The sequence below is a fragment of the Chryseobacterium fluminis genome (genome assembly GCF_026314945.1).
GTDB lineage: Bacteria > Bacteroidota > Bacteroidia > Flavobacteriales > Weeksellaceae > Chryseobacterium > Chryseobacterium fluminis.
The window spans coordinates 4,981,207-5,007,361 of sequence record NZ_CP111121.1 but is presented as its reverse complement, the minus strand read 5'-3'; the positions used below and the strand labels follow the sequence as shown (position 1 = coordinate 5,007,361).

The following is a 26,155-nucleotide window of genomic DNA, read 5'->3' as shown; positions in this document are numbered from 1 at the left end:
TCAAAGAGCTTTAAAATTAAGTTTAATTTAAAAAGCAAAAAATGCAAACACACATTCTGGGCTACCCGCGAATTGGCAGCAAAAGAGAACTCAAAAAAGCCTGTGAACAGTATTGGTCAGGCAAAATTCTTCTAGAGGAACTTCTTCAAACCGGAAGCAACCTCCGTAATCAAAACTGGAATATCCAAAAAGAAGCTGGAATTGATTTGATCCCATGTAACGATTTTTCTTATTATGATCATGTTCTGGATATGACTTTGACGGTTGGGGCTATTCCTATACGTTATCACGAAGTTATCATGAAGGAGAATAGTACGGAATTGGACCTTTACTTTGCAATGGCAAGAGGTTACCAAAAAGAAGGACTGGATATCACCGCCATGGAAATGACAAAGTGGTTTGATACGAATTACCATTATATTGTTCCGGAATTCATTAAAAATCAAAAATTCAGACTAAATTCAAATAAGATATTCAATGAATTTGCTGATGCAAAACAGGCAGGAATCATCGCTAAGCCAGTGATTATAGGGCCAATTTCCTATCTTCTTTTAGGTAAAGAAAAAGAGCCGGGATTTGATAAACTGGATCTGGCAGAAAATCTTCTACCTGTTTATATAGAAATTTTGGAAAAACTTCAGGAGCAGGAAGCTAAATGTATTCAGTTTGACGAACCGTTTTTAGTTTTGGATTTAACTGAAAAAACAAAAGAAAAATACAAATGGGTTTATGGTGAAATCAGAAAGAAATTCCCGAAGTTGAAATTCATTATTGCAACTTATTTTGACGGATTGAAAGATAATCTTTCTCTTGCTGTTTCACTTCCTGTAAATGTTCTGCACGTAGATTTAGTTAGAAACCCGAAGCAGTTGGATGAAATATTAAACACAATTCCTGAAACATTAGACCTTTCACTGGGAATTGTCGATGGAAGAAACATATGGAAAAGCGATTATGAAAAGTCACTGTATTACATCAAAAAGTGTATTGAAAAATTAGGTTCCGAAAGAGTTTTTATAGCGCCATCATGCTCTTTACTTCACTCCCCTTGTGATTTGGACTTTGAAACCAATCTAAATCCCGAAATTAAAAATTGGTTGGCTTTTGCTAAACAAAAAGTGGACGAAGTGGTAAAATTAAAGGAATTGGCAAATGAAAATCCCACCAATAAATCACTGATGGAATTTGCAGAAAATAAAGAATCCCTTTCCAGCAGAAAAATGTCTCCCTTAATTCATAATGAAGTAGTAAAGCAAAGGGTAAATGCAGTAACAGAGACAGATGCAAAAAGAAAAAATTCATTCAGACTCCGTAAAGCAGCACAGCAGAAAGTTTTACAACTACCATTATTTCCTACCACCACTATAGGTTCATTTCCGCAGACAACAGAGGTAAGAGCTTGGAGAGCCAAATTCAAAAAAGGAGAACTTACCGCACAACAATATGATGCCCTATTGAAAAAGGAAACCCAAAGAACGATCCGCTGGCAGGAGGAAATAGGAATTGACGTATTGGTTCATGGAGAATTTGAACGCAATGATATGGTTGAATATTTTGGAGAACAAATGGATGGATTTTTATTTAGCAAAAATGGGTGGGTACAAAGCTATGGAAGCCGCTGTGTAAAACCTCCTATTATTTTTGGAGATATATCACGCCCGAATCCAATGACAGTTTATTGGTCACACTATGCGCAGTCCCAGACAGAAAAGTGGGTCAAAGGAATGTTGACAGGTCCAGTAACTATTCTACAATGGTCTTTTGTCCGTAATGACCAACCTCGTTCTGAAACCTGTAAACAGATTGCTTTGGCTATTCGTGATGAAGTTGCAGACCTGGAAAAAGCAGGAATAAAAATCATTCAAATTGATGAACCAGCAATTCGTGAAGGTTTACCACTAAGAAAAAATGACTGGGAAAACTATTTGAAATGGGCGGTGGAGGCCTTCAAAATTTCATCGAGCGGAGTTGAAGATACCACCCAGATCCATACTCATATGTGCTATTCAGAATTTAACGATATTATTAAAAATATTGCTGATATGGATGCCGATGTAATTACTATAGAATGTTCCCGGTCACAAATGGAGCTACTCAATGCCTTTGCAGATTTCAAGTATCCGAATGAGATTGGTCCTGGGGTTTATGATATTCATTCACCAAGGATTCCATCAAAAGAAGAAATGATTGAACTCTTACAAAAGGCCAAAAGTGTAATTCCTGCTGATCAATTGTGGGTAAATCCTGATTGTGGATTAAAAACCAGGCATTGGGATGAAACAAAAAAAGCTTTAATTTCAATGGTGGCCGCAGCGAAAGAGTCAGCTGTTGTTTTTGAAAATAACTGATTAATTTATTACAAACCATTGATACGGGCGTTATGATATAACGCCTGTATCTGTCTTTATATGTCATTATAAGGAATATGCTCTAGTTCTCGTTTTATCAGATTTTTTTTAAAATCCAGATTTCTGTTTTCAACTAATATTTTTCAGATATCACACATAAGATTTTAAGGTAAAGTGCTTCCTGCAACAATTAAAGTGATATTGGAGGCCGTCATAAATCTATATGATGCCCACCGAATCCGGATAATACGTCAATTGCCAGCAATTCAGCCTGAATAGCTCCTGTAGAATTTATACAAATGTGTTTAATATTGGCTTTTAATTCGCAAAAAGCAAGATTATAACGGCAGCTTCCCCAATTCGGATTGCTGGAGGCTATATTTGCAGATCCTGTAACAGGAGTAATAGCTGCCCCCTAATCTACTGTGACATCACTTTAGCGAAGCCGGTAACAGCAATTACTGTCAATTCGGTATTGTCATAAATATTGCCTTTTATTCTTTTTCAATCCGGAATCATATCTACGGACGTCTGTCAGAACCATGACAACGGAGGATAAACATAAAATTATTGATCACTGAGTTCTGTACTTCCAAAAATTTTAGACAACAACTATAACCTCTTTGTAGAATGCACCCACTTCCCTGCATTACGAAACACTTATTATCTACTTGCTAATGGTATCAGCTCATCTACCCCTAAACCGCTGCCTTCACAAAAACTCCTTCAACAGTCTGGAATAAATCTGTACAAAAGATCAAAAATAAAAGTTAATGACCAGGTATCCTTTCCGAGATTTTTTCACTTAACTGTTATATAATTCAGAAACAGATTTCACAGAAAGATTGGATTTAATCACTTGATTCTTCTGGTAAAATATCAAATAATATAAAAAATAATTAAATATTACGTTTTCTTCAATATTTCCTTATATTTGATGTATATCACAATTAAATTGTTACGTTAACTACTCCCAGGAGATTACTATCATTAAACTAATTTTCAATGCCGAAAAAAACTATAAAAGATCTTCAGATGGGAGTAGTCCTTTCTTTAGTACTACTAATTGCGGGTTCTATAGCATCCTATATCAGCTTACAGAAACAGATGGATAATAGGGAAAGCCTTCTGAACAGCAAAGAATCTATAAGTTTAATAAAAGATGTTTTTAACACTTTGTTAGATGCTGAAACCGCAAGCCGGGGATTTCAGCTTACAGGTCAGGAAAGTTTTCTCGAGCCGTTCAATAAAAGTACAAAAAGATATCCCAGGTTTATTTCTAATATAAATTCGTTGAATCTTAAAGATAAAAATCAAATCAAGCTTCTAAACGAACTTATGCATACTTCTCAAATGATGATGGACCGAGATGTCTTGCTCATTGAGAAGCGTAGAAAGGGCATATTAATGACCCCAAAAGAACTTGAACATAATAAAGCCGATATGGACAAATGTCGTATGCTGGTTCAGGAATTTGTAAAATATGGGGAAATTCAGCTTGCTGTAAAAAATCAGGATCTAGACAGATCTTCTATGTGGACCGTTCTGTTTATTATTTTCTCTTTCATTGCAGCCATTGCCGTGATCGTTTTCTTTTATATAAAATTGAAATCAGATCTTATTCGGATACATAGATTAGAAAAAGATCTTGTATATACTAAAGAAATGCTGGAGCAGACAAATTCCGTAGCACAGGTTGGAGGCTGGGAAGCAAACATGAAGACTGGCAACCTCTTCTGGTCCCAGACTACCAGAGACATCCATAAAATAAAAAATAATTTCCAGCCTGATTTTGAAAATACAGTCGATTTCTATAAAAAAGAAAGCGGTGACAGAATGAAACATCTCTTCAATAGAGCCGTAACTGAAGGGATTTCTTTTGATGAAGAACTCCGGCTTGTGCGTGCTGACGGCGTTACGATCTGGGTAAGGGTGAAAGGGTTTCCTGAATTTGAAGATGGGGTCTGCACAAGGGTTTTCGGTATCATCCAAGATATTGATGCCTTCAAAAAAATGTTTCTGGAAGTTACCAGGAAGGAAGCCATGATGCAGTCCTTTGTAACCGACGTGCCTATTCCACTGGCCATGTTTGACAGAGATCTCGAGTATGTTTCTGTAAGCACCAAATGGAAAAAGGAATTCAATATGAATGATGTGGATCTTATTGGAAATAATCTGTTCATCATATCTCCTGATATTCCTGAAGAAAGAAAAGAGATTTATAATAATGCTCTTCTGGGAAAAACATATATAAATGAAGACTTTGCTTTGAAAGTGAGAGGTAAAGAAGAAATTCAACATTACGACCTTAGAGTTGGACCATGGTACCTCACAGAAGATGAAATAGGAGGTGTAATTATTTCTGCACAGAATATTACAAATGCCGTACATGTAAATGAGGAATTGAAAAATGCTAAGGAAACAGCAGATATGGCAAGCAAGGCAAAATCAGAGTTTCTGGCCAATATGAGCCATGAAATTCGAACTCCTTTGAATGGAGTCATAGGGTTTTCGGATCTACTCCTTAGGACTCCGCTGGATGAAATACAGATGCAATATCTGAAATATATCAATGAATCTGGGGAGAACCTGCTCAACATCATTAGCGATATATTGGATTTTTCTAAAATAGAATCCGGAAAAATGGAGCTTCTGATTGAAAAAAGCGACCTTTATGATATGCTGAACCAGGTTATTAATGCAATTCTCTATCAGTCACAGAAAAAAGATATTGAGCTTCTTCTGAATATTGAGCCGGGGCTTCCAAAAACGATTCTTATTGATGAATCAAGATTAAAACAAATCCTGATCAACCTTCTGGGTAATGCTGTGAAATTTACAGAAAAGGGGGAGATCGAACTGAAAGTGGAAAAGCTACATATGGATGAGAAAAATATTTCCCTGCGTTTCTCTGTAAGAGATACGGGAATAGGTATTCCTGTTGAAAAACAGAAGGATATTTTTAATGCTTTTACTCAGGAAAACAGTTCAATCAGTAAAAGATATGGCGGAACAGGTCTTGGCCTAACCATCTCAAACAATATCCTCATTTATATGGGAAGCCATCTATCTCTGACAAGCGCACCGGAAAAAGGTTCCGTATTTTTCTTTGATATTGAGATTCCTTACGAAATTTCTGAATTGAGGGATGATGATCTTATGACTGCCAAGAAAGCTCTGGTAGTTGATGATAATGAAAACAACAGGATTATTCTCCAGCATATGCTTGCCTATAAGAATATAGAATGCACACTGGCTGCCAATGGAATGGAAGCTCTGGAGATTCTGTTTAAAGGAGAGCTGTTTGATGTGATCCTGATGGATTATCACATGCCGGTAATGTCCGGATTGGAAACAATCAATAAAATCAGGGAGCTGTTTGACCAGCGAAAAGTCAATCCTCCTACTATGATACTGTCTTCTTCTTCGGAAGATTTAGATGTCATTGCGTCAATTCGTGAAAAAGAAAATGCACATTTGCTGTTAAAACCTATCAAATCCGATGATTTGTATAAGATTCTGAGAAGATTAGCTCAAAATACTGAATTAAAATTAAATCGTCATCGGTCTGAAAAGGATTCTTACTCATTTGCTCAGGAAATTCAGGTCCTTTTAGTGGATGATAATCCGGTAAATATGGTTCTCAATAATAAAATGATGAAATCCCTTGCTTCCGATGCACAATTAACAGAAGCTGTCAATGGCTTGGAAGCTTTGGGAGCGTGCCGTGAAAAACAATTTTCTATTATTCTTATGGATGTTCAGATGCCGGTAATGAACGGTATAGAAGCAACACAACAGATCCGTATGCTGCCTGGATACGAACTTACCCCCATCATAGGCGTTACTGCCGGAAATGTATTGGGCGAAAAAGAAAAATGCCTGGAATCCGGCATGACTGATTTCCTACCAAAACCTCTCAGGCAGACAGATCTTACGGAAATGCTTAAAAAACATATTGGCGTTAATGTTTAATAACAAAAATGTCGATACCGGTTATGCTCACGAGCAAGCAGAAATAAAGTTGGAAAATACATCGATATGGAATATGCTGCACGAACAGATTGGGAGTGATGACGATTTCTAAGAAGTATTTCTCAATCTGCTTATCCAGAAACTTGTGAAGGCAAAAAATATAGAAAAAGCTACTGAAAAAAAAATATTGTATAAATGAAAATCATTCCTCACAAACTAAAAGGTACAGCAGGGAGTGAAAAACTTTTTAAACTTTCGCAGTGTGCTCTGAAATTGGACAAAATGACGGAAAATGAAATGGACTTTGATTCGATAGATAATGAAATATACCCGGGAATAAAAATAGGATTAGAAATAGTTAAAATTTGAAGAAGCGTAATTATAAATTAATTACTTTATCTAAATACCTGATAAAGTAAACCGCGATAATTTTATATAGAGAGTTTGTTTAAAATTTTTACAGAAAGAGTGTTCATAAAATCCCTCTGAGAGCAGTCCAAAATAAAGACAAGGAAGCTACTTATGAGAAAAATCTACAGTTAAAAAACTTCTTCCTAATAGAGAGTTTAACTAATAAAAAATTATCCTATGGAAATTAAGTATTTAGGAGCTGTAATAGGAAAAGAATTGTTTATATTCGTTAACTGTTTGAAAAAACGGAAGTCTTCAATGCTATTATTACTATTTTTAAGAAAATGAATTTCAATATGATTGACGAATACTTAAAAGAGATACACATCGGCAGTCTCATAAAGCAGGCAGCGCTTGAGAAAGAGATAGATTTAGATAGAATATGTAATTTCATTAATTGTACCGAGACGGAAATTTATCAAGTGTATGAATCGGAAGATCTTTCTGCAAAAGTTCTACTAAAATGGAGCAAACTTTTGGAGTATGATTTCTTTCGCTTGTACACCCAACACCTTTTACTTTATTCTTCATTTCCCAGAAATAATGGACAGAGTGGAACAAGTAAATCAAAACTTCCTCAGTTTCGTAAAAATATGTATAGTAATGAAATCGTAATGTTTATACTTGAATTAATTCAAAATAAAGAAATGACGATTCCAGAAATCACTGAAAAATACAACATTTCCAGAACAACCATTTATAAGTGGATCGCAAAAAACAAGAAATTATAAATAGATATGGATTTAAAGAAGTTAATTACAAAGAGTTATATACAGATCTGATAAATAAGAAGTTTCCTGAAAAAATGGTATTATGCCAAAATATTTTAAAGAAAGAAAAATTATCAATTTTGGATGCCATTGAACTCCATAACTTATTATTTCCAAAACAATCACCGCAGGAAGAGCGCTTAAACCAAAAACGTAAGTCCTACATGAAAAATGATATACTGAAAATCCTGAAATATCAAAAATTACATAATTTGACCAACGTTCAAACAGCATTGAAATTTAAGCTTAGTCGCAACACTGTGACAAAATGGAAAAGGGCTTTTCCACTTTTTAAGTGATCAAGCAGGAATTATATATTTCTTAGGCAATATTGTTGATATTTTTATAAATCAATCTTAGCAATACCAGATTTAAGAATAAATATTTTATCTCAGCTGGTAATTAGAATAGGAATCAAGTTGAACTACCAAACACTGATGGCATGATTCAAGACTCTTAACAATATTTCTTTGCTATTTTATCTATCAAATTTTCAGAATCAATAATCAAGTACGAAATTCATCTCAGTCCTGCAATCAACTCTGATAAGATATTGCTGAACATTATTGGTACCAACTCACAAATATTCTTTAGAAACATTTCCGGTATTTTTAAAAAGACTTCAAAAAAATCAGCAAAATGTAATACTATGTAATTGATCAATAATCCAATAAGTTTCGCTGATATTAATATCATCTTTAAATAAAATATTACAAGAAATTTCATCTTTACAGAAATATGCATCAAATCATAAAAAAAAACATCTATTTGATTTATCTTCACCAAAATTCGTTATGATAAATTTTAATATAAAAGAAAAAAATCTTATTAGCGATGCATTAAAATATGCAAAAAAATCTCTCATGGAAAGTGATTCGGGACATGTGGAATTTTTGAACGATATTGAAGAAGAAATGCTTAAAATAAATATTTTACTTTCAAGAACACAGATTGATACCATAGTTTATTATCTGAATTATTTACCGCAGACAGAAATTTATAACAAAAATGACGTTTCAAATTTACAGTATAGATTAAATAGGCTGTCAGACTTGCCATAGGAATTATTAATTTCTTAATATCATAAGAAGAGAGAGTGTCAAAAATCCAGTACTTCTCCCTTGTAGATAAAACTGTTTACCATATGCTTCTGCATCCTTGTTAAGTAATTATAATGTGTTTCATCATGTTGAGAACTGTCTAATACATTATCATATTGAGCAACAACTCTTAAAATTAATCTACCATCTTCTAAAGCCTTCTGTAATAACTTGACCAGCTATCCTGTGAAAGCTAACTTACTCTGTCCAACCAAAACTTTGAACGCGTTGAGTGAGCAGCGTCAAGAAGTATTGTAGGACTATAGAAATTAAGTACTATATTTGCCAAACTATCTTTCGCCTAACTAATTTTCTTTCCGTCCCATTAGATATACTTATAAATAGAGGCTAACTTTTTCTTAAAAAGTTTTGTATTTGTTCTCATTTTCGATTTCCGGCATTTTTAATTTATCTTCTGCAAGTGTCACACTGAATTGGTTGTATTTTACAGCACTTTGATTTAATTTTATTCTAAGTATTTGGGCTTTTAGGACTACATTCGCGCTATTAGCCTTAGAGATGGTTGGTTATCACTGGTTTATCAGTAATCGACAATGTATTATTTGATTGAAAGTTCTGATTCATACACATTCCTAAAAGCATTGAGCAGATGCTGGAAGCTTCTGAATATCCGAAATATTCTGATCTTCTTTTGAAACTTCTCTCTAATTTTTATTTATTCCATGATTTCGATCTTTCACGAATGGTGATCCTCAATATTTACTGATTGCTGATAGATAGGTACAAATAATGAAAAGCATTTGCAACGGTATTCTAAACCATAAATAAGACAATCCACTGCCATCGAATGTGGCTTTTTGATAATCAACTTGCTTTATTGAAGCATTTATATTGGCAGGAAGTATTAATAATAGAAAGATGATGAGTAACCAAGCTGTTAATACCCTATAACTTGGCAAGTCCGATAGCAAAAATAATTTCTGCAACTCCTGTTAAATAAACAGTTTCTGTTTTAAATGGTATAAACTCAGGAAGCATCAATGACATTCCATTGGTAAATACAAAATGACCAGTTGCAGAAAATATCAACATTGCAGACATTGCTATTCGACCTGACAAGGCAAGCTCGTAGGTGCCACGAAATATTTTCACAACCAATACACAAACAGTAAATACAGTAAGCAAAACAATTAAGGGTTTCATCTTTTTTTCTACAAAGATCGTTCGATCATCAAAGCAAAACAATGAACCTAGGTTAAAAAATACGTCTGCGAATTCTGCTTAGTGCCTGTGGAGTAATGCCAATGTAAGAAGAAATATATTTCAACGGTATTTTTTTTATTAATTCAGGCTGTTCCGTCAACAGATTGAGATAGCGCTCTTCTGCCGTTTCATTCAGTAAAGAAAGCTCTCTTTTTGATTTTTTTAAAAACAGTTCTTCGCTTGCCTTTCGTCCTATGGCGTTGCCGATCTCAGTCTCTGTATAAATCTCTTGCAGATCTGCATAAGTTAGTTGCCAAAGTGTTGTTTTTGTTAAAGTTTCTATGCAGTAGGTTGATGGCCTTCTGGTCAAAAATGAAGTGTATCCACTTACAAAGTTGTTGTTGAAAGAAAAGGAAAAGGTAAGGTCATTGTCTGCTTTAGGAATGTAAAAACGTACAATCCCAACTTCAATAAATGAAAGGTAATTTTCGACCTGGCCTGTTCTTAGCATAATATGCCTTTTAGGAAAATCCTGTTTTGTAAGCTTTGAAGAAAAAATATGCCAATCCTGTTCAGTCAACTTAAATGTCTTGTCAAAATATTTTCGGATCTGTTCCATTTGTTCATTTTACAAACTATTGTATACCTGTTGCGAAGATAAAAAAATATCCTTTTCATTCTGCTTTTTAACGCCAATATATCCTGCTGATTATGCATTTAATACTTAAATATGATAATTTTAAAGGCAGTATAAATTTAAAGCATTGCATGGTAGCTAAAGTGATAAATATCAGTTGATTCACAATATGAGCTTATAGCGTTTTATCCATTTTTCATAAAAGCTCAAACACGTATCATCTTATTAAACGTCACTAATCATTGACAATCGCATTCTTTTTTTACTAAACCTAATGTGGCAAAAAGTCTATGGTTGTTTAACTTTTCCCAAAAGCATCTTAAAGTCGCTCAGAATTCTTTGTTGTTCGTTTTTTAAAGAGTTATGTTTATCCGAAGAAGAAGAACCTGTACTTCGCGTTTGAAGAAATAACTGTCCGTTTTCAAAATAGCTTCGGCTTTCAGTCACCTTGGATTTTTCGAAATCAAACGCCTCTGTGTCATTATTTTCCTTCATGGCTGCTATATCATAGTACATTGGTCGATTATATTGAAATGACTTTTCATAAACAAAACAAAGTTGTTTCTTCAATAAGAAGTATTCAGTAATCAACTGGAAAGTCTCACCATAATTTCGTGTTGTAATTTTCTCAAGATTTCCTTTTTGATAGTAAAATGAGGCTTCACCGCCCTCGGTCGTTTCCAGCAATTCTTCAACCTTAATTCCTGACCAATTTGTAATTGAGTTGATACGTCTGTAATTCTCCCTGATCACTTTTAATCGGGCTATATCCAAATCTGTTGCCTTAAACTCAGATCTTTGCCGTTTAGAACGGGCTTTTTGAGTATCTGTATACGGTGAATTCAGTCCACTTTCCTTCGAACTATTATTTTTTTCATTCTTCCCACAACTTAAGCCGGAAACCGAAAAAAAGAATACTAGTGTGTATCTTAATATGGTTCTCAAAATATTATGATTTAAACTTCAAATTATTAATACTTCCTTTATTTCCCTAGTAACTATCTAGCAAAATACTCGCCCATCTCACTTGCTGATGTAAAACTCTAAAGAATTTTAGAGGCTTCATTAAAAAAAATTGTCCCAGATATGCAGTATATCTAAAAAATAATCAGAATCATCAGGCTAAATTATAAAGATTGAATTCTAATAGTGGAATTTTTTGCCAATTATTTATTTTCTCGTTATCATTATACAAAAACGCTTATTATTAGCTGTAAATAATTTATTGCAGTTGTTTGGTGTATTCAAATCACAATCCCTGTTTGTCTTTTATTAAAATTTTGCCGGCCTTGGGATTTACTTTCAGTTTCCATAGCAAGCAATTTTATTAAAAGTAATTCCATTATCTCAATCGTATATAATATTATAATAATCGTTAAGTGAAGACGAAAGCTTGGGATAAAAAGCAAGATTAGGTCAATAGTTTTTTTGGCAATTCCAATGCAAATCTTTTATATATACCGTAAACCCCTGCTTTTAATTTACGGGCGAACAGAACTAATACGGATTATTGTGAAAAAGTTTAATAAATTCATCCGGCAGATAGTAAATCACAAAATCCTTGACCAAAGTCAAGGATTAAAAACTAATAACCATGAAAACTCAGATTAAAAATGAGTTGTAAATATATACGAGATAATATTAATAATAGTTTTAATTAAAATAAAAATATACTGATTTGTATCTTGAAAAGTACCAGGATGATAAGTCTATGATAATAAAATTTTCAGATATTCATTTTTTATTTTTGAATTTTATTTATCATTACGCTGTCAAACCTAGCTACTACCGCCATCAAATTCTGCGCATCATGAATCAATTTTCTGGTCCGTATCCTATAATCTTCTACAATATACCAGACTGAAATTGATTTGTAACAATACATTTATAAAACTTTAATAATCACTGTTTTATGAATTAAATAGTTCGGAAGGTTATTTTGACGTTCATACTCAGGAATTTAAATATTTACTAATTTTTTTAATGTGGTAAAGTTTAATTATGACGGTATTTATTTACGTTCTATGGCATAATAAGTCATATTTTTTTACATACTTTTGAAAAAAATATCTGTTAAAATTGCTATAATGAAAAAATATTTACTGGCTGCCGTTCTCCTTTCAGCACAATTTGTCAGCGCCCAAGTGGGGATAAATACAACTGCTCCAAGAGCTACTCTTGATGTAGCACCAAGAAATACAGACGGAACTACTGCTGAAGGAGTGATCGCTCCAAGACTTAGCGGAAACCAGCTTTCAGCCGCTGATTCGAAGTACACTTCTGCGCATGCAGGGGTTATTATATATGCCACCTCAGCGCCATCACCTCTTACAAATAAAACCTTGAATATTACTGCCCCTGGTTATTATTATTTTGATGGTAATATCTGGCATGGAATGGGTGCACAGAATACTACCACCACACTTAGCATAAGCTCTGTAATTGATCCAAATATTCTTGGGTATGTACCAAGCAATACTGCCACGGCCGGTAGTGATGCTCCAGCGACTCTTACGGTGAATGGAATTACAGCGATGCGCACAGGCGTTCTTACTTTTAATGGCCATAGTTATGCTGCTTACTCTGCTTCTGCAGCCGGTATTACGTGGTATAATGCTTACAACGCTGCCAAAAATATGGGCGGCTACCTTGCTACTTTTACTACAGATGCAGAATGGCAGCAAGTTGAAACCGCTCTTCTCAGTGCCTCTGCATATGATACACAGCAGGCATGGATAGGTTTTGCAAAGTTTTCCTGGTTTGCCGGAGTTGCGCTCACTCCTGACCCGGAAGAAAAATGGATTACAGGAGAACAGCCCTTGCATGATTACAGTGCCGGCGGTACCAGTGCCGTAAGGAAATCAAATTGGTTCAATACCGGGGAGCCCAATAATTCCGGTGGAACAGAAGGATTTGTCATTACCCTGCCCAAAAACAGTGGAACCCAGACCTACGGCGGATACACTTCTACTCATGCTTGGAACGACGTAGTAGCAAATACAGCAAGCACAACAGGATTTATCGTAGAATTCCAACAGTAACCAACTGACATGAAAAAACGTTTATTGCTACTGTCACATATAGCATGCAGCTTACCTGCGTACTCACAAATGGGTATTTCTACCATGAATGTTATTTCTACACTTGAAGTAGACGCCATTAAAACCGACGGAACAACAGCGGAAGGTATCGCGATGCCAAGACTAACCGGGGATCAGCTCAAGAATGCCGGATCAAAATATACTGTAGCACAGACCGGTACAATTGTGTACATTACTTTGATTCCTACTACTGCTGACACAAAAACAGCCAACATCACTTCTGCAGGATGTTACTATTTTGACGGCAGCATTTGGCGAAGTTTGGGTAAAGTAACCAATACGACTGTAATCAGCTATTCAACCTCGGTAGATTCCAATATTCTGGGTTATATTCCGGACAAGATAACAACAGCGTATTCAGCTCCTGCGACCATTACGGTAGGAAGCAACACTTATACAAAAGAGGGAGCCGTTAATTATGTCATAAATGGACATACATATGCTGCTTATTCCGGAACTGGAACTCTGAGTTGGTTTGATGCTTATACTGCCGCAAAAAACATAGGTGGTTATTTGGCTACATATACTACGGACGCTGAATGGCAATATATAGAAGAGAATTTGCTTACGAATCATGTGGTTTTCGATACCCAGAGGACGTGGATGGGATTTGTGAAATTTTCATGGCAAGCAGGCGTTGCTCTTACTCCAGATCCGGAAGAAAAATGGATTACCGGTGAACAGCCCTTACATGATTACAGTGCCGCAGGCCTCTCAGCTGTGAGGAAAATCAATTGGTTTTATACCAATGAACCTAATAATACGAATTCCGGTGAAGGATTTGTACATGCTTATGGAAAAAATGATAATGTTACTGTCACTAAAAATGGTTATACCTCTACACATCCCTGGAATGACCTACCTGCCAATAATGGTGGTGTAACCGGTTTTGTCGTTGAATTTCAGCAGTAGATATACAATACCTATTATCAAACGGAAAAAATAGAGGAGCTCTCACAATCCAATGATATATTTTGATAATTCTTACTTGAAGAGTATATTTGAAAGGATGCAGAAAAATAATAAAATGTCCGTTTCTACCAGTTGGAAACGGACTTTATTGTATTAAATGTAGCTTTAATCGATCTTAAAAATTAAGTTTTTAATCGAATGAATATAAAGTTAAATCCTAGATATTACAATAAAAATATATATTGAATTGATCTTGACTTATTAAAAAAATAGATTAGTTGTTTGCTATAAAAAAAGGGATTAGGAAATTAGTGCCGCTAAACAAAAAAAATCCTATCCCTTGTACCAAGTACTCAGCAAAGATACAATAGAATTAGAAATTGCACCTTATATTCCAATTGGAAAAAGAGGTTTCAAATCAAAAGCACCTATTTGTGAGATTGACCTACCCCCAATATATGGAACAGTCTAAAGTAGAGAAAGTTGTTTTTTCTGACTGTTATTGATGAATTCATTTGGCGTTAAATACCCTAGCGAACTATGAGGTCTGTAGCTGTTGTAATCCTCTCTCCAGGCATCCAATTTTTGCTGCGCATCTTCTAAGGAGAGAAACCAATTAACATTAAGACACTCATCCCGTAATGATCCGTTAAAACTCTCAATAAATGCATTGTCAGTATGTTTTCCCGGTCTGGAGAACTCCAGCTCTATTTTCTTTTCATAAGCCCATCGGTCTAATGCTTTACTAATAAACTCAGGGCCATTGTCAATCTTAATCCGCTTAGGAGAAGCCTCTTGTTCAAAGGTAACACTTTTTAATATCTCTGCAACATTTTCACCCTTGATGGAAATTCCACAGCGGATTTCTAAAGATCTTCGACTATAATTATCCACTAAAGTTAAAACCCTGAACTTCTTCCCGTCAAAAAGGGCATCACTCATAAAGTCCATGCTCCAGCATTCATGTAAAGTAGAGGCTTTACCATCGGTAGGCACTCGGGATCTTGATGATTTTATTCTTTTGTTTAGTTTTCGCCTCAGATTTAACCCTTCTTCACAATAAATTCTGTAAACACGTTTTTGATTATCTTTCCAGCCCTCACGTCTGAGTAAAACATGTAGACGCTCAATACCATAGCGAACACGAATGTTTGATAATTCTATCAGTCGCATTCGAAGCGCTGTATCATCCCTTCGGTGTGGGTGATAATAATAAACGCTGGAGTGTAAAAATATCAAGCGACAGCTTCGTCTCTGAGAAATTCTGTAATCATTTTGTATAACTCTCGCCAGTTCACGCTTCTTAAGCTGGCTTTAGAACTTTTTTTTCAGAACATCCTGAAGAATCTGCTTATCCAAACTTAAATCTGCTACCAACTTCTTGAGTTGACTATTTTCTTCCTCTAATTGGCGTAATCGGCGAAGTTCTGTAACACCTAAACCTCCGAATTTCTTTTTCCAATTGTAAAAAGTTGCCTCACTTATGCCCATTTTACGACAAACTTCTTCAACTTTTACTCCCGTTTCAGACTGTTTCAATGCAAAAATGATCTGACTTTCTGTAAATCTGCTTTTTTTCATTAGATTTTTCTTTATTTAAAATTAATTATTTCTCGAAAAATCTCCACTTTTAAGTGATCCTGTTTTTTGGGAATAGGTCAAACGCTATACTTGCTTGATGGTTTAAAATACTAAATCTTTACTTAGAATATATATCAATGGGCAGACCTTCTCAATAACAAACTAGATACACCATCGTTCAAACACATGACCATGGTGTTAAAATGCTGTTGTTGAATATCTTAATCACGGGCAATTCTCCAGGATAAATTAATATTAATTTTTATTTCTTATTTCAGATGTTTAGCGCTTGATCCGGATTTTGAAAACTTCTTCATAATCATGATTATAAACTTTATGGTATCCGCAATTTTGATGTCCGATCCATGAAAAATCCTATTATACATCTCATCCAAAGATCTAAAATAACTTCTTTTGAAACGATTAATTTGTTCTGAAAATAAAGCAAGATTCAATATATCATAGAACCTACGAAAGAATCATATGGTATTCTGGAGATTTTGGAAGCAATAAGTTTTCGGCTTCTGGGAACAGTCAAACTCTCTATTTAGTATATTTCCAAATTTCATTAGATTCTGTTATTATCGAAGATGAGTAGAGGTTCTTTTCAATCTTTATGCAAATATTTAACCTTTTTATAATAAATGTCCTTTCTAAGAAATTGGTCATCAAATGTTCTTGGAAAAGGATTACAAATCCACTTTTTGTGATAAGGAATGAGCATATGAAAGGTATTAAAACCTGCACCGGAAAATATTTTCTCTGCTTTATCCAACAGGGATTGAGACGGTTTTTGTTGATACAAAACCAAATCTTTAGGTTTGATATTTTCTTGCGAAATGACAGTGGCAGTCAAAATCACAACTTTCTGATTGGTTCTGTACATCTTCGCAAGCCTGTAAAGATGAAGCACTTCCGACAACGGCTGACTGTGAATAATAAGAAAGTAAGACGGTTCAATCGTTATAGAAATTTCTTCTGAAATATTTTCCTGATAATCTAGATATCGGATTCTTCCGTAGTGAAGTTGAGAAAGATTTACTCCCTCTTCCATTACGAAAATCTGATCAAAATAAAGAATATTAGGATTTTTTTCAAAATAACAATTTGATAAAATCCTAGATAACAATATCTTTTCTCCTTGAAAATGGATTAATGATGTTGATAATTCACCATAAAACCCGGTAGGAAAAACATCTACCATAAAAGTGTGGACATTATTTTCAGAAATTACATTTTCTATAAAAGACAAAAATTCTTCAGAAGAAAAAAACAAATCTTCTTTCTGCATTATATTCCATCCCAATTCCCAAAAATCTGAAAATTTCGCATTGGTCAGCAAAATACAGTTTTCCGGATTATACTTTTGACGTTTCAGAAAAGAGATCACCCTTTTAAGATGACCTAATCCTGAACCATATGCATAAATCAGTATCAATTTTTCTGATAAAGAAATTCAGTAAGAAGCAATATTCTTTGATCCATCGGAATCTGATCTATACTTAATATTCCCAATGCAAAACTATCAGACGTTTTAGAAATTTTGTAAGCAGGTTGTCCGTTTACAGAGATTTGATTGCCAGTAACTTTCATTGTATTAATAACTTTTCCGTCTTTAGAAACTTCGATCACGCCGTTGTTATTTTTGACTTCATAAGGATTCAGGTTCTCTTCGTTATCAGCAATTTTGATTTTGTCCGGATAGGTTTTTACTTTCCAGAGAAGTTTGGAACTGGCATCTCTCAGCTTGTATGTATCATCTTTCAGTTTCACTTCGTAGCGTTGTGTACCATTGCTGTAATATTTTCTTTTATCTTCTTTTTCTTTTGCAGTATAGGTTTCTGACCCCAACTGAACTTTCGGAGGATTTGCCGTAAAACCAGCGATTTCTTTTCCCTCTTTATTAGAAATAATATAGTCCGCAGAGTAGTTTCCGGCTTTGGTTTCTGTTTTTTCTGTAGTTGGAGAATTGCTGGTTTGAGCTTCCTTCTTGCAGGAATTTAAACTTAAAAAAGACACTAAAAACAGGATTGTAATTTTTTTCATAATGGGAATAGGTTTAAATAGTTTTGTATTTCTTTTTGTTCTGTAAAATCTTGATTAATAGTGTTGTAAATTTCGTTTTTCATTAATTCCTTTTGATCCTCAGATAGATGATGATAATGAATCAGAACATCCAGCAGTGCATTGGCTTCCAAAGGATGATATAAAAGCCCCGATTTTCTATGCATGATTACATCCGGAATCCCCCCAACTTCTGAAGCGATAATCAGTTTTTTTGACGCGCCGGCTTCTAATAACACATTAGGCATCCCGTCATACAAAGACGGGATACATACCACATCTGCCATCGCATAAAAACTGCGCATCTCATATTTGGAGGCAAACGGAAAGAGTTTAACATTTAAATCAAAATTATTGATAAAAAGTTTAACTTCTTCGGGCAGATCACCAATCATCCAGAGTTCGTATTCACTTTTGAAATGAAATTGATCAAAAGACTCGATGAAATGGCGGATTCCTTTCTTGAATTTAAGTTGTCCTGCAATGAGAATAACTTTTTTATCCGTTAAGACCTTCCTTCTTTCATCAACCTTCTTTTTCTCATTGTCATTAAGATTCCAGAAAACAACATCAATTCCGTTGGGCGTGTAAAACACTTTTTTAAAAGGGAAAAGTTTGGCCATTTTTTCCTGTTTCTCTGTACAGACAGACAATATCGCTTCCGAATGTTCCAGGGCATAGAGAAGTGAGTTTCTTTTCTTGGAAAATAAGCCTTCGTCAAAATCATTTCCCCGAATACAGGTGTACAGCGGTTTCTCAAAAAACTGACTGATGACAGGCGTCCACATCATCGGCAGATAGCCGCCAAAAGCAATAATGGCATCCACATCCAAAAACTCCTTTTTCTTTTCCAGGAATAATGTCGCCAGATTCAGCGTATATTCTTCTGTATCATAGATCCCAAGCGCGCTGTAGTTCCCACCCGTCTCCGTCTTTATCACATAAGGTTTCTGCCAGTTGGAAAAGTGTAAGACGTGGATTTCACAACCTTTCCTTTTCAGATTCCGGACAATTCTTCCGCAGGATTCTGCCATACCGCCTCTGGACGGCGGATAATTTTGGGTAACCAGCAACAGTTTCATAAAAATTTAACTGTCAAAAGGTGATGAATCGTCCGAGTGATCGGAAAAGTCGGTGAACAAAACCGTGTCAAACAAGGCGCCGTACTGGCTTACCATCGTTACCAGAAATGGATATTCTGTATGAAACCGGTTCATCATTTTTTTTCTCCATACAGGCCGATCCGGCGAGTATAATTCAATCTTGGAAGTCAGCCTTGGATCCAGAACGGCTTTACACGTCAAACAAAGTTTTTGGCTTTTATTATTTTCATTCTGAAGGAAGATATGATTTTTACATACTTTTTTGTTGCAGTTTGCGCATTGTTCTATGGCAACAGCAGGACAATCGTCCACCAGAAACAGACCTAATTTTTCCTGACAATTTATATTTTGATCCATACTCTCAGTTTTATTTTAAGGTAAAGCAGCCGTAGCATATATTAAAAAGATTTACCACTTCCAAAGAAAAATATTCTACGGAGAATAACGGCGTGGACTTGTATTGATAAGCACTGTAATCATCCGGATTTTCATCTTTTACATCAAACTTCCGACGTGCTTTCATATAATAAAATGACTCATCTTCTTTTATTTGGATATCAGCTTTATCAACATTGGTTTTTAGCTGATAAATAGATTTCGGAAGTTTCAACTTCAGAATAAAAGGATAGACAGATTTGTATTTCTCTTTCGTTTTTCTTTTCCCGCTGAGTCCTTTCTTCTTAATAATGCGTCTTCTCACTTTCTCCACAAAACTAAAGCTTATTTCTGCGCCATCTTTTAATGTACAATATCCTTTTCCGATTTCTTTTTCATAAAACTCCTCCTTACCGGAGATAAAACCTGGTGTTTCAAAGATAGCGTCCTCAGCTGATTTCAAATGTTCTACTCCTGCCAATGTTTCTTTGACATTCGCTGTAAATTGGATCGTTCCCAATTGTGGAAGCTCTTCTTCTATCAATGTAAACAAAGCGGAAAAGTAATCCGAGAAAAAGTCATAGCCATCTGTATAGTTCTTTTTGAACTCTCTTCGGTTTTTGGAATCCATTACCAAAACCACCACAAATAAAATGATATTCACGGCAATCCAGTATCCTGGAACCAGAAAGATCATTACGACAGCAATAATAAAATAGGAAATCCAAAGTGTGTTGGTTTTTTTCTTTCTCTTTTTTAGGGACAGCTCACGTTGTAAAACACACATTCTGAAAAACCGAATCCATTTCAGAGGTGTTTTTTTTGAACTGAAACCACGGTGCAGATGAGCTCTTTCAATAGGCGCCATATCTTCTGTCGTCAACTGGATATTATAATATTCTGCCATAGTTTTACATTAGATTTTGATATACTTTTTGTAACTTTTCATTGTGATGATGCCAGGTAAACTGCTGCTGGAATCTGTTGAATGCTTTTTCAGCTTTCGTACTTGCTGATTCCAGATTATCCAAAACAAAACGGATGCATCGGCTTAGATCCTGCTCATCTTCCGGCCAGAAAAAGTAGGCTTCGTCTTCTGTCAGCAATTCTTGGGTTACGGGCAGTTCTGATACAATAATGGGCGTTTTACAAGCCATAGATTCTATGATTTTGATAGGGCAACAGCCCTGGATCACATTTCTATCTCCAAATTTTAGTGGAACAATAGATGCTTTGGCGTGTTGGATGATGGCAAAAAGCTCTTCTTTTTCCAGTTCATATCTAAAAATAACCTGGTCCTGAATTCCAAGATTTTCAATTAATTTATGATAAGCTCTAGTTGCCTTTTCTTTTACTGAAGAGCAAATGACCAATTTAAGATGTTCGTAATCTCTCAGATAGCGGAAAGATTTCAGCAAGACGTCTAATCCCTGCCAAGGTTGCAACGCTCCGAAGTAAACAATATACTCTGCCGGAAGGTCAATCGGTTTTTCGGTTTGCGAAACTGCCTCCGCACCATTTGTAATAACCGAGATTTTGTCATTAGCAATAGAAAATTTTTCTATCAGATATTTTTTTGTGACTGCAGACGGGGTAACAATATGATCGCAGGCTTCAAGACAGGTTAATTCAATGTTCTGGATTTCAGCAATTAGAGAAGGCGTTAAAAGGGGGAATCTTACCGGCAATTCTATGGATGTCAGTGCATTGACTTCAAAAACCGTTTTAAGATGAGCTTGCTTTATCATTCCTAGTCCGCTCCAGATATCACGAAACTGCCCGATTCCTTTTTCATTGAAAAGTGCCGTACAACTGTAGACTTTTTCAGAAAAAAGCTGGGCTCTTTCGAGGTAATTCTGAGATTCGTTTTCGTAGAAAAAAGGATGAATTTCTACATCATCCGCAAGTTTGGGATCTATAGCAGAGTTACCTTGTAGACAAAATACATCTACTTTATCCGCAATTTCGGAGAGCGCCTGCAAACTGTGATCAATGTGCGTAGATGCACCCTTGCTGGTAGGGAAAGCATCAAAACTGGCATAATAGGATCTCATTATCAGAAGTTAGAACTTAACTTGGGCCACCTCGCGTTCGCTCACATTTTGAATTTCAAAAAATTCCGCTTTCTCAAATTTGAAGGTATTTGCAATCATGTTGGAAGGGAAAACCTCGATCGCAACATTATTTTCCTTTACTGTTCCGTTGTAATATCTTCTCGCCATTTCGATATCATCTTCAAGGGCGTTCAAATCCTGCTGAAGAGAGATGAAATTACTGTTGGCTTTCAAGTCCGGATAGTTTTCTGCCACCGCAAATAGATTCATCATTGCATTTTGCATCGTAGATTCCGCTACACCCTGTTCTTTTGCGCTTTGCGCTTTGCCGGAAAGATTTCTGGCTTCCACAACATTTTGCAAAACAGACGATTCGTGTGAAGCATAACCTTTCACCGTCTCTACAAGATTGGGAACCAAATCATTTCTCTTTTTCAGAAACACGTCTATAGAGCTCCACCCCTCCTGCACATTGACTCTTTTATTTACCAATCCGTTGTAAACCGAGATTGCCCAAATGATAGCAATAGCCAAAATGGCAACGATAATTCCGATTGTAATCATTATTTATTTTTTTACAAGTTAAAAAAAATACCAAAATGAAAAGAAAAATGTTGGAAATTCTTTTTAGTCTACAAGATTCATGATACAAAATGAGTTTAAGATATAAAAGTCTGAAATTATATGGTCTACAAAAGACAATCTTTAATTTTCCCACAAAAGCTGAACATTTAAGGAGATAGTTTTTAAATTTGGAGGACAATGAAAAAACAGTAAATTTTCAGAACGCCAGATTTAAAGATTCTTTCTAAACTAAAATCTATTAAAACAGTGAATGAGATTTGCCGGGAACACAGCATCAGCAAGCCAACATTTTACAATTTGAAATTTACAAGAAATATTCTAAATTAAAGAGTAATTATAAGAATGAACTTTTATATCATTTAAAACAAAAAAATGTTTTGGGGCGATTATGGAGATACGCTACTGATAGGTTCTGCATTTCCTGACAAAAATGATGAATCAAAAATCTTGATTGAAAGAACGGGACCATTTGTTCCGTTAATGTATTGTTGGTCAGAATAATTGTTGATTTCAAATACAATGAAAAAATATGAACAATCTGATTTCAATGATGGAAGATATGGTTAGCTGAGGTGCCAAAAACCAATATTTGAAATGGCTCTCTTACATTCCTGACTCATCGATCTTCCTGCCTGTCCTTTGCTGATATGAGATCAGCGTCACTTTATAATTTTGGTGGCTGGGCTATCTCTTCCTGAAGATTCCAATATGAAATCTCAAGTTCCTCTTCTATTTTAATTCAGGTAGATCAATAAAAGTTTCTTTCAATTTATTATCGATATGACTCTTATTATTTATTGCTGTTTTGGTCTGAAAAAATTCCGCTGACTGCTCTCCAGCCCCAGATCAGTATTTTTGATGCTGAATTAATTAGGGTATCTTTGAGTGTAAGATGGACAACCTGTCAGGAGCAATGTTCTGACTTATATTTATAAATTACAGACAATCATTATCATAAACGGCTTTCTCAGTTGCGGTGATTGCAGATAGTATTTTAGTAGTAATCAGTAATCCCTGTTGGTTGGTAATCTCGATGTCATTCGATCCTTTTATTGGACAGGCCGAATTTTGGCGTAGAAATGAGAGATTTAAATTGATCAATTGTATTCAGAATTATGATCAGTACCAGAATCTCTGGATACAGGTCGTAAGAAATATAGTTGCTGACTATAGTCGACTTTATATTTCAAAAGAATTAATCGCCAAACGGATTCTACATTAATTAAATTACCGTATAAATCAACCATAACATTATCTATTTTCACGGTATGTTCCTATCCTATCTTTTTTTTTCCAGTTTATATCAGATCTATATTTCCCTTATTACAAATTCGTAAGTATTTTAATTTATAGATCAACAATGGTCTATTCTACCGTAAATATATGTAGAGATTAGTTGTTATTTATCTGGACAGCTCGAAAATTTTCCTAAAGAATCATATCAGGAGCAATACATACATCTAATTTAAATAATATTCAATAATTTATGAATTTGGTACATTTTTTGATTCACTAAAACATATCAATACAACACAAATAATAGTAATTCAAATTTCGTTCAGCCATCTCATTTGAGATGGCTGTATGTTTTTTTATATTAAAACCCATTGAATCGGTGCAGAGGTAATTGCTTCAAATTCAATCACACTTTTTATACAATGTATTGAATTGATAATAAGGAAGTATGATATATATATGTATGATAATAATTTTTCATCTGGCCTGAATTATTCTATTAACTTTATTTGAGTTATTTCACCATAGCTTTTAACAATTTACTTTGTACGAAGTTGCAAATGAAGTCTCCGAAGTATAATCGATTAAAATAATCATAAATTTCAATTTCTCAATTATCGGATAAAAGCCGACATAGGAATGAGGGGCATCAGGAAGATGATTTTCAACATTAAATTTTCATTAGTACCTGCTGGAGAATTGACAATTACAGTAACTCGGCTGTACTTTTCCAAGATCGTTATACAGTTCTCTTGTATCATGAAATATTCCGTAATTTTCACAGATTTACTTTGATAGCGTGATCATGATTTAGTTAAATTAAAACTGTATTAAGTGCAAAATTGACACAAAAATCTACCAATTATTATATATATGGTATTTATTTTGTATAAATTACAATAGCCAAAAAAAATTATATTATCACGAAAAAAATTTTTACCCTTATCGGACTTGTCTTGATAATAGCATTTACAAATGCTCAGATCGTTATTAATGAAATCCACACAGGTGGTTATATTTTAGGTGCGGCCATGAAAAATGATTTATACAACTAAAAAACATAGGAACTGCTACTGCCTCCGTTAATAGGCGTAATATTACTAAATGGTTCTGCGAATGGCAGTTTTACACAATATTATTACATTCCATCAATAACACTCACTCCTGAGCAAACTTACTTAATTCAGCAAGGTGGTGAAGGTCTTGGTGGCCTTATTAATTTAATTAATCCAAATCTTATTGTTACTGTTGTTTTAGGATTCGATGGCTCGACTGACGTCGGAGTTGGATTAGGTCTTGCACTTACTTCAGGCAAAGTTGCTTTAGCGAGTAATGCAACAATGGTTATAGAACCTACGGCATCCAATGTTTTAGATTTCGTAGGATACGGACTTGCTGGTCAGCACGAAGGTTCAGGAACTGCTCCTCATATACCATTTTGAATTTAATCAGTAGGACGGATGAAGATACAAACAATAATTCAGTCGATTTTACATAAACCCCGCCCACCCCCAGTCATCATCAGGCTCATTGAATATAAATGATATCACACAGCTCTGTCTCTAGTAATTTCATAAAAAATTCGCTCGTAAAAAATAATGAAATTATTTTTCATACTGAGGTAAAAGATGTGAAAAATTTATACTCATTCAGGACAGCTTATAAGAACAAATTAATTTAGTAAGCAACAATGGCAAACTTGATATTACAGAACTGCAAAAAGGAATTGTATCGTGACAGGAGTTATCAACAATAAAATTATTTCTCAAAAGATTTTAAAAGATTAATCTTTGTATTGGCCTTACAAACGGCTTCCAGTGGTAGCTGCTTTTTATTGAATTAATGTAATGTATCAACTATAGTGACTACAGATATTGTATATATCAATCTTACATCTATATAAGTTTGTCTCTCTAGCATTATGCAGACGATCATTAAATAAATCTTAATAATAAAAGTAATTGTTTTAAATTACAATTCATTTTATTATCTTTGACATGAATAAAATTAATAGATAGTCAATATCTGTTAATAATTTTTTTTCATCATTTGTGTTTTTAATCTCCAGTTCAAAACTGGAGATTTTCTCTTTTTTAAATAAACATCAGTATACTCTTATTTATTACAACCCAAAACCTCATCAGGCTATGGAAATTAATTTGATTAATTAATATAGAAAACCTGTGAATACTTGAACTCCTTTGTAATCTTCCCCAAAAACTATTTCAAAATCTTCAGTTTTACTGAAAATTAAATTAATATCTTTGAATTATTAAAAAACAGTAATTATATTTCAAAAAAAATATGATTAATAATAAAAAATTCTCTTTGGATAATAAAAGATGTATTAAAATGTTTACTATCATTTTAACAATAGCTGTAGTTATAAATATTATGGATATACTAACTTAGCGTCCAGTAAAAATTAAGCATAAAACCTTAATTTAACTATGGAACGAGAGCGAAAAATATACGATCCAGCTTTTAAAATCAAAGCCGTTCAACTGAGCAATGAGCGAACTAATATCTCAGAACTCGCACAAGAACTCGGAATTGCTATCAAAATGTAGCTTAACTGATACTGGAATATCTATTTGCATATCCATAGGGATAAATTCCTTCGTTTAAAATTTTATTGAAATTTTAAGCACTACTTTTAGTGAGGCGTAAGGTTATTATGCCAAATGCATCGTTATTTGGCTCACTAATGTCAATCACATTACCTTCGAAATTCAATTC

At 34.5% G+C, this 26,155-nt stretch carries 18 protein-coding genes and 1 pseudogene; 8 read left to right on the top strand and 11 right to left on the bottom strand.

Annotated features, from left to right (window positions below; translation table 11 throughout):
• The first annotated feature begins 41 nt into the window (after positions 1–41).
• The 6 genes from metE to ODZ84_RS22755 all read left to right on the top strand — a co-directional run bounded on the left by metE (position 42) and on the right by ODZ84_RS22755 (position 8,565).
• On the top strand, positions 42–2,348 hold the full coding sequence (gene metE, locus ODZ84_RS22780) for a 5-methyltetrahydropteroyltriglutamate--homocysteine S-methyltransferase (RefSeq protein WP_266174832.1): 2,307 nt from the start codon (positions 42–44) through the stop codon (positions 2,346–2,348).
• 1,005 nt (positions 2,349–3,353) lie between these two features.
• On the top strand, positions 3,354–6,323 hold the full coding sequence (locus ODZ84_RS22775; protein WP_266174830.1) for a response regulator: 2,970 nt from the start codon (positions 3,354–3,356) through the stop codon (positions 6,321–6,323).
• A gap of 195 nt (positions 6,324–6,518) precedes the next feature.
• Entirely contained in the window at positions 6,519–6,692 is a 174-nt protein-coding gene (locus tag ODZ84_RS22770; RefSeq protein WP_266174829.1) for a hypothetical protein, read from the top strand.
• 338 nt (positions 6,693–7,030) lie between these two features.
• Complete coding sequence (locus tag ODZ84_RS22765) at positions 7,031–7,465, top strand: helix-turn-helix transcriptional regulator (protein WP_266174827.1); 435 nt, start codon at positions 7,031–7,033, stop codon at positions 7,463–7,465.
• The gene (locus tag ODZ84_RS22760) at positions 7,438–7,803 is read left to right on the top strand and encodes a helix-turn-helix domain-containing protein (protein WP_266174825.1); all 366 of its coding nucleotides are present in this window, start codon (positions 7,438–7,440) and stop codon (positions 7,801–7,803) included. The genes ODZ84_RS22765 and ODZ84_RS22760 overlap by 28 nt, the downstream gene beginning before the upstream one ends.
• 495 nt (positions 7,804–8,298) lie before the next feature.
• Positions 8,299–8,565: a hypothetical protein gene (locus tag ODZ84_RS22755; protein WP_266174824.1), complete on the top strand. Its 267-nt coding sequence runs from the start codon at positions 8,299–8,301 to the stop codon at positions 8,563–8,565.
• A gap of 945 nt (positions 8,566–9,510) precedes the next feature.
• Here ODZ84_RS22755 and ODZ84_RS23335 read toward each other — a convergent pair.
• The 3 genes from ODZ84_RS23335 to ODZ84_RS22740 form a co-directional block, all read right to left on the bottom strand.
• Positions 9,511–9,768, bottom strand: coding sequence for a DoxX family protein (locus tag ODZ84_RS23335; RefSeq protein ID WP_323136821.1), 258 nt, complete (start codon positions 9,766–9,768; stop codon positions 9,511–9,513).
• Between the two features lie 52 nt (positions 9,769–9,820).
• Complete coding sequence (locus ODZ84_RS22745; RefSeq protein ID WP_266174823.1) at positions 9,821–10,387, bottom strand: Crp/Fnr family transcriptional regulator; 567 nt, start codon at positions 10,385–10,387, stop codon at positions 9,821–9,823.
• A gap of 306 nt (positions 10,388–10,693) precedes the next feature.
• Entirely contained in the window at positions 10,694–11,350 is a 657-nt protein-coding gene (locus ODZ84_RS22740; protein WP_266174821.1) for a hypothetical protein, read from the bottom strand.
• A 1,142-nt stretch (positions 11,351–12,492) separates the two neighbouring features.
• On the opposite strand from ODZ84_RS22740, the gene ODZ84_RS22735 reads away from it, so the two are divergent.
• Positions 12,493–13,446, top strand: a complete 954-nt coding sequence (locus tag ODZ84_RS22735; protein WP_266174820.1) for a C-type lectin domain-containing protein — start codon at positions 12,493–12,495, stop codon at positions 13,444–13,446.
• A gap of 9 nt (positions 13,447–13,455) precedes the next feature.
• Positions 13,456–14,418, top strand: a complete 963-nt coding sequence (locus tag ODZ84_RS22730) for a C-type lectin-like domain-containing protein (RefSeq protein WP_266174818.1) — start codon at positions 13,456–13,458, stop codon at positions 14,416–14,418.
• Between the two features lie 468 nt (positions 14,419–14,886).
• On the opposite strand, the pseudogene ODZ84_RS22725 reads toward ODZ84_RS22730, so the two are convergent.
• The 8 genes and pseudogenes from ODZ84_RS22725 to ODZ84_RS22690 all read right to left on the bottom strand — a co-directional run bounded on the left by ODZ84_RS22725 (position 14,887) and on the right by ODZ84_RS22690 (position 22,159).
• Positions 14,887–15,999: pseudogene (locus ODZ84_RS22725) on the bottom strand (IS3 family transposase).
• A 607-nt stretch (positions 16,000–16,606) separates the two neighbouring features.
• Positions 16,607–17,437, bottom strand: coding sequence for a hypothetical protein (locus ODZ84_RS22720; protein WP_266174817.1), 831 nt, complete (start codon positions 17,435–17,437; stop codon positions 16,607–16,609).
• Positions 17,434–18,045 carry a hypothetical protein gene (locus tag ODZ84_RS22715; RefSeq protein WP_266174816.1) on the bottom strand — a complete coding sequence of 204 codons (612 nt, stop codon included), beginning with the start codon at positions 18,043–18,045 and terminating at the stop codon, positions 17,434–17,436. Before ODZ84_RS22715 ends, ODZ84_RS22720 begins: the two co-directional genes overlap by 4 nt.
• On the bottom strand, positions 18,042–19,145 hold the full coding sequence (locus ODZ84_RS22710; RefSeq protein ID WP_266174814.1) for a glycosyltransferase family 4 protein: 1,104 nt from the start codon (positions 19,143–19,145) through the stop codon (positions 18,042–18,044). Before ODZ84_RS22710 ends, ODZ84_RS22715 begins: the two co-directional genes overlap by 4 nt.
• A gap of 6 nt (positions 19,146–19,151) precedes the next feature.
• The gene (locus ODZ84_RS22705; protein WP_266174813.1) at positions 19,152–19,523 is read right to left on the bottom strand and encodes a hypothetical protein; all 372 of its coding nucleotides are present in this window, start codon (positions 19,521–19,523) and stop codon (positions 19,152–19,154) included.
• A 10-nt stretch (positions 19,524–19,533) separates the two neighbouring features.
• The gene (locus tag ODZ84_RS22700; protein WP_266174812.1) at positions 19,534–20,448 is read right to left on the bottom strand and encodes a hypothetical protein; all 915 of its coding nucleotides are present in this window, start codon (positions 20,446–20,448) and stop codon (positions 19,534–19,536) included.
• A 4-nt stretch (positions 20,449–20,452) separates the two neighbouring features.
• On the bottom strand, positions 20,453–21,595 hold the full coding sequence (locus tag ODZ84_RS22695) for a glycosyltransferase family 4 protein (RefSeq protein WP_266174810.1): 1,143 nt from the start codon (positions 21,593–21,595) through the stop codon (positions 20,453–20,455).
• Between the two features lie 9 nt (positions 21,596–21,604).
• On the bottom strand, positions 21,605–22,159 hold the full coding sequence (locus tag ODZ84_RS22690) for a LemA family protein (RefSeq protein WP_266174808.1): 555 nt from the start codon (positions 22,157–22,159) through the stop codon (positions 21,605–21,607).
• Positions 22,160–26,155: the final 3,996 nt, after the last annotated feature.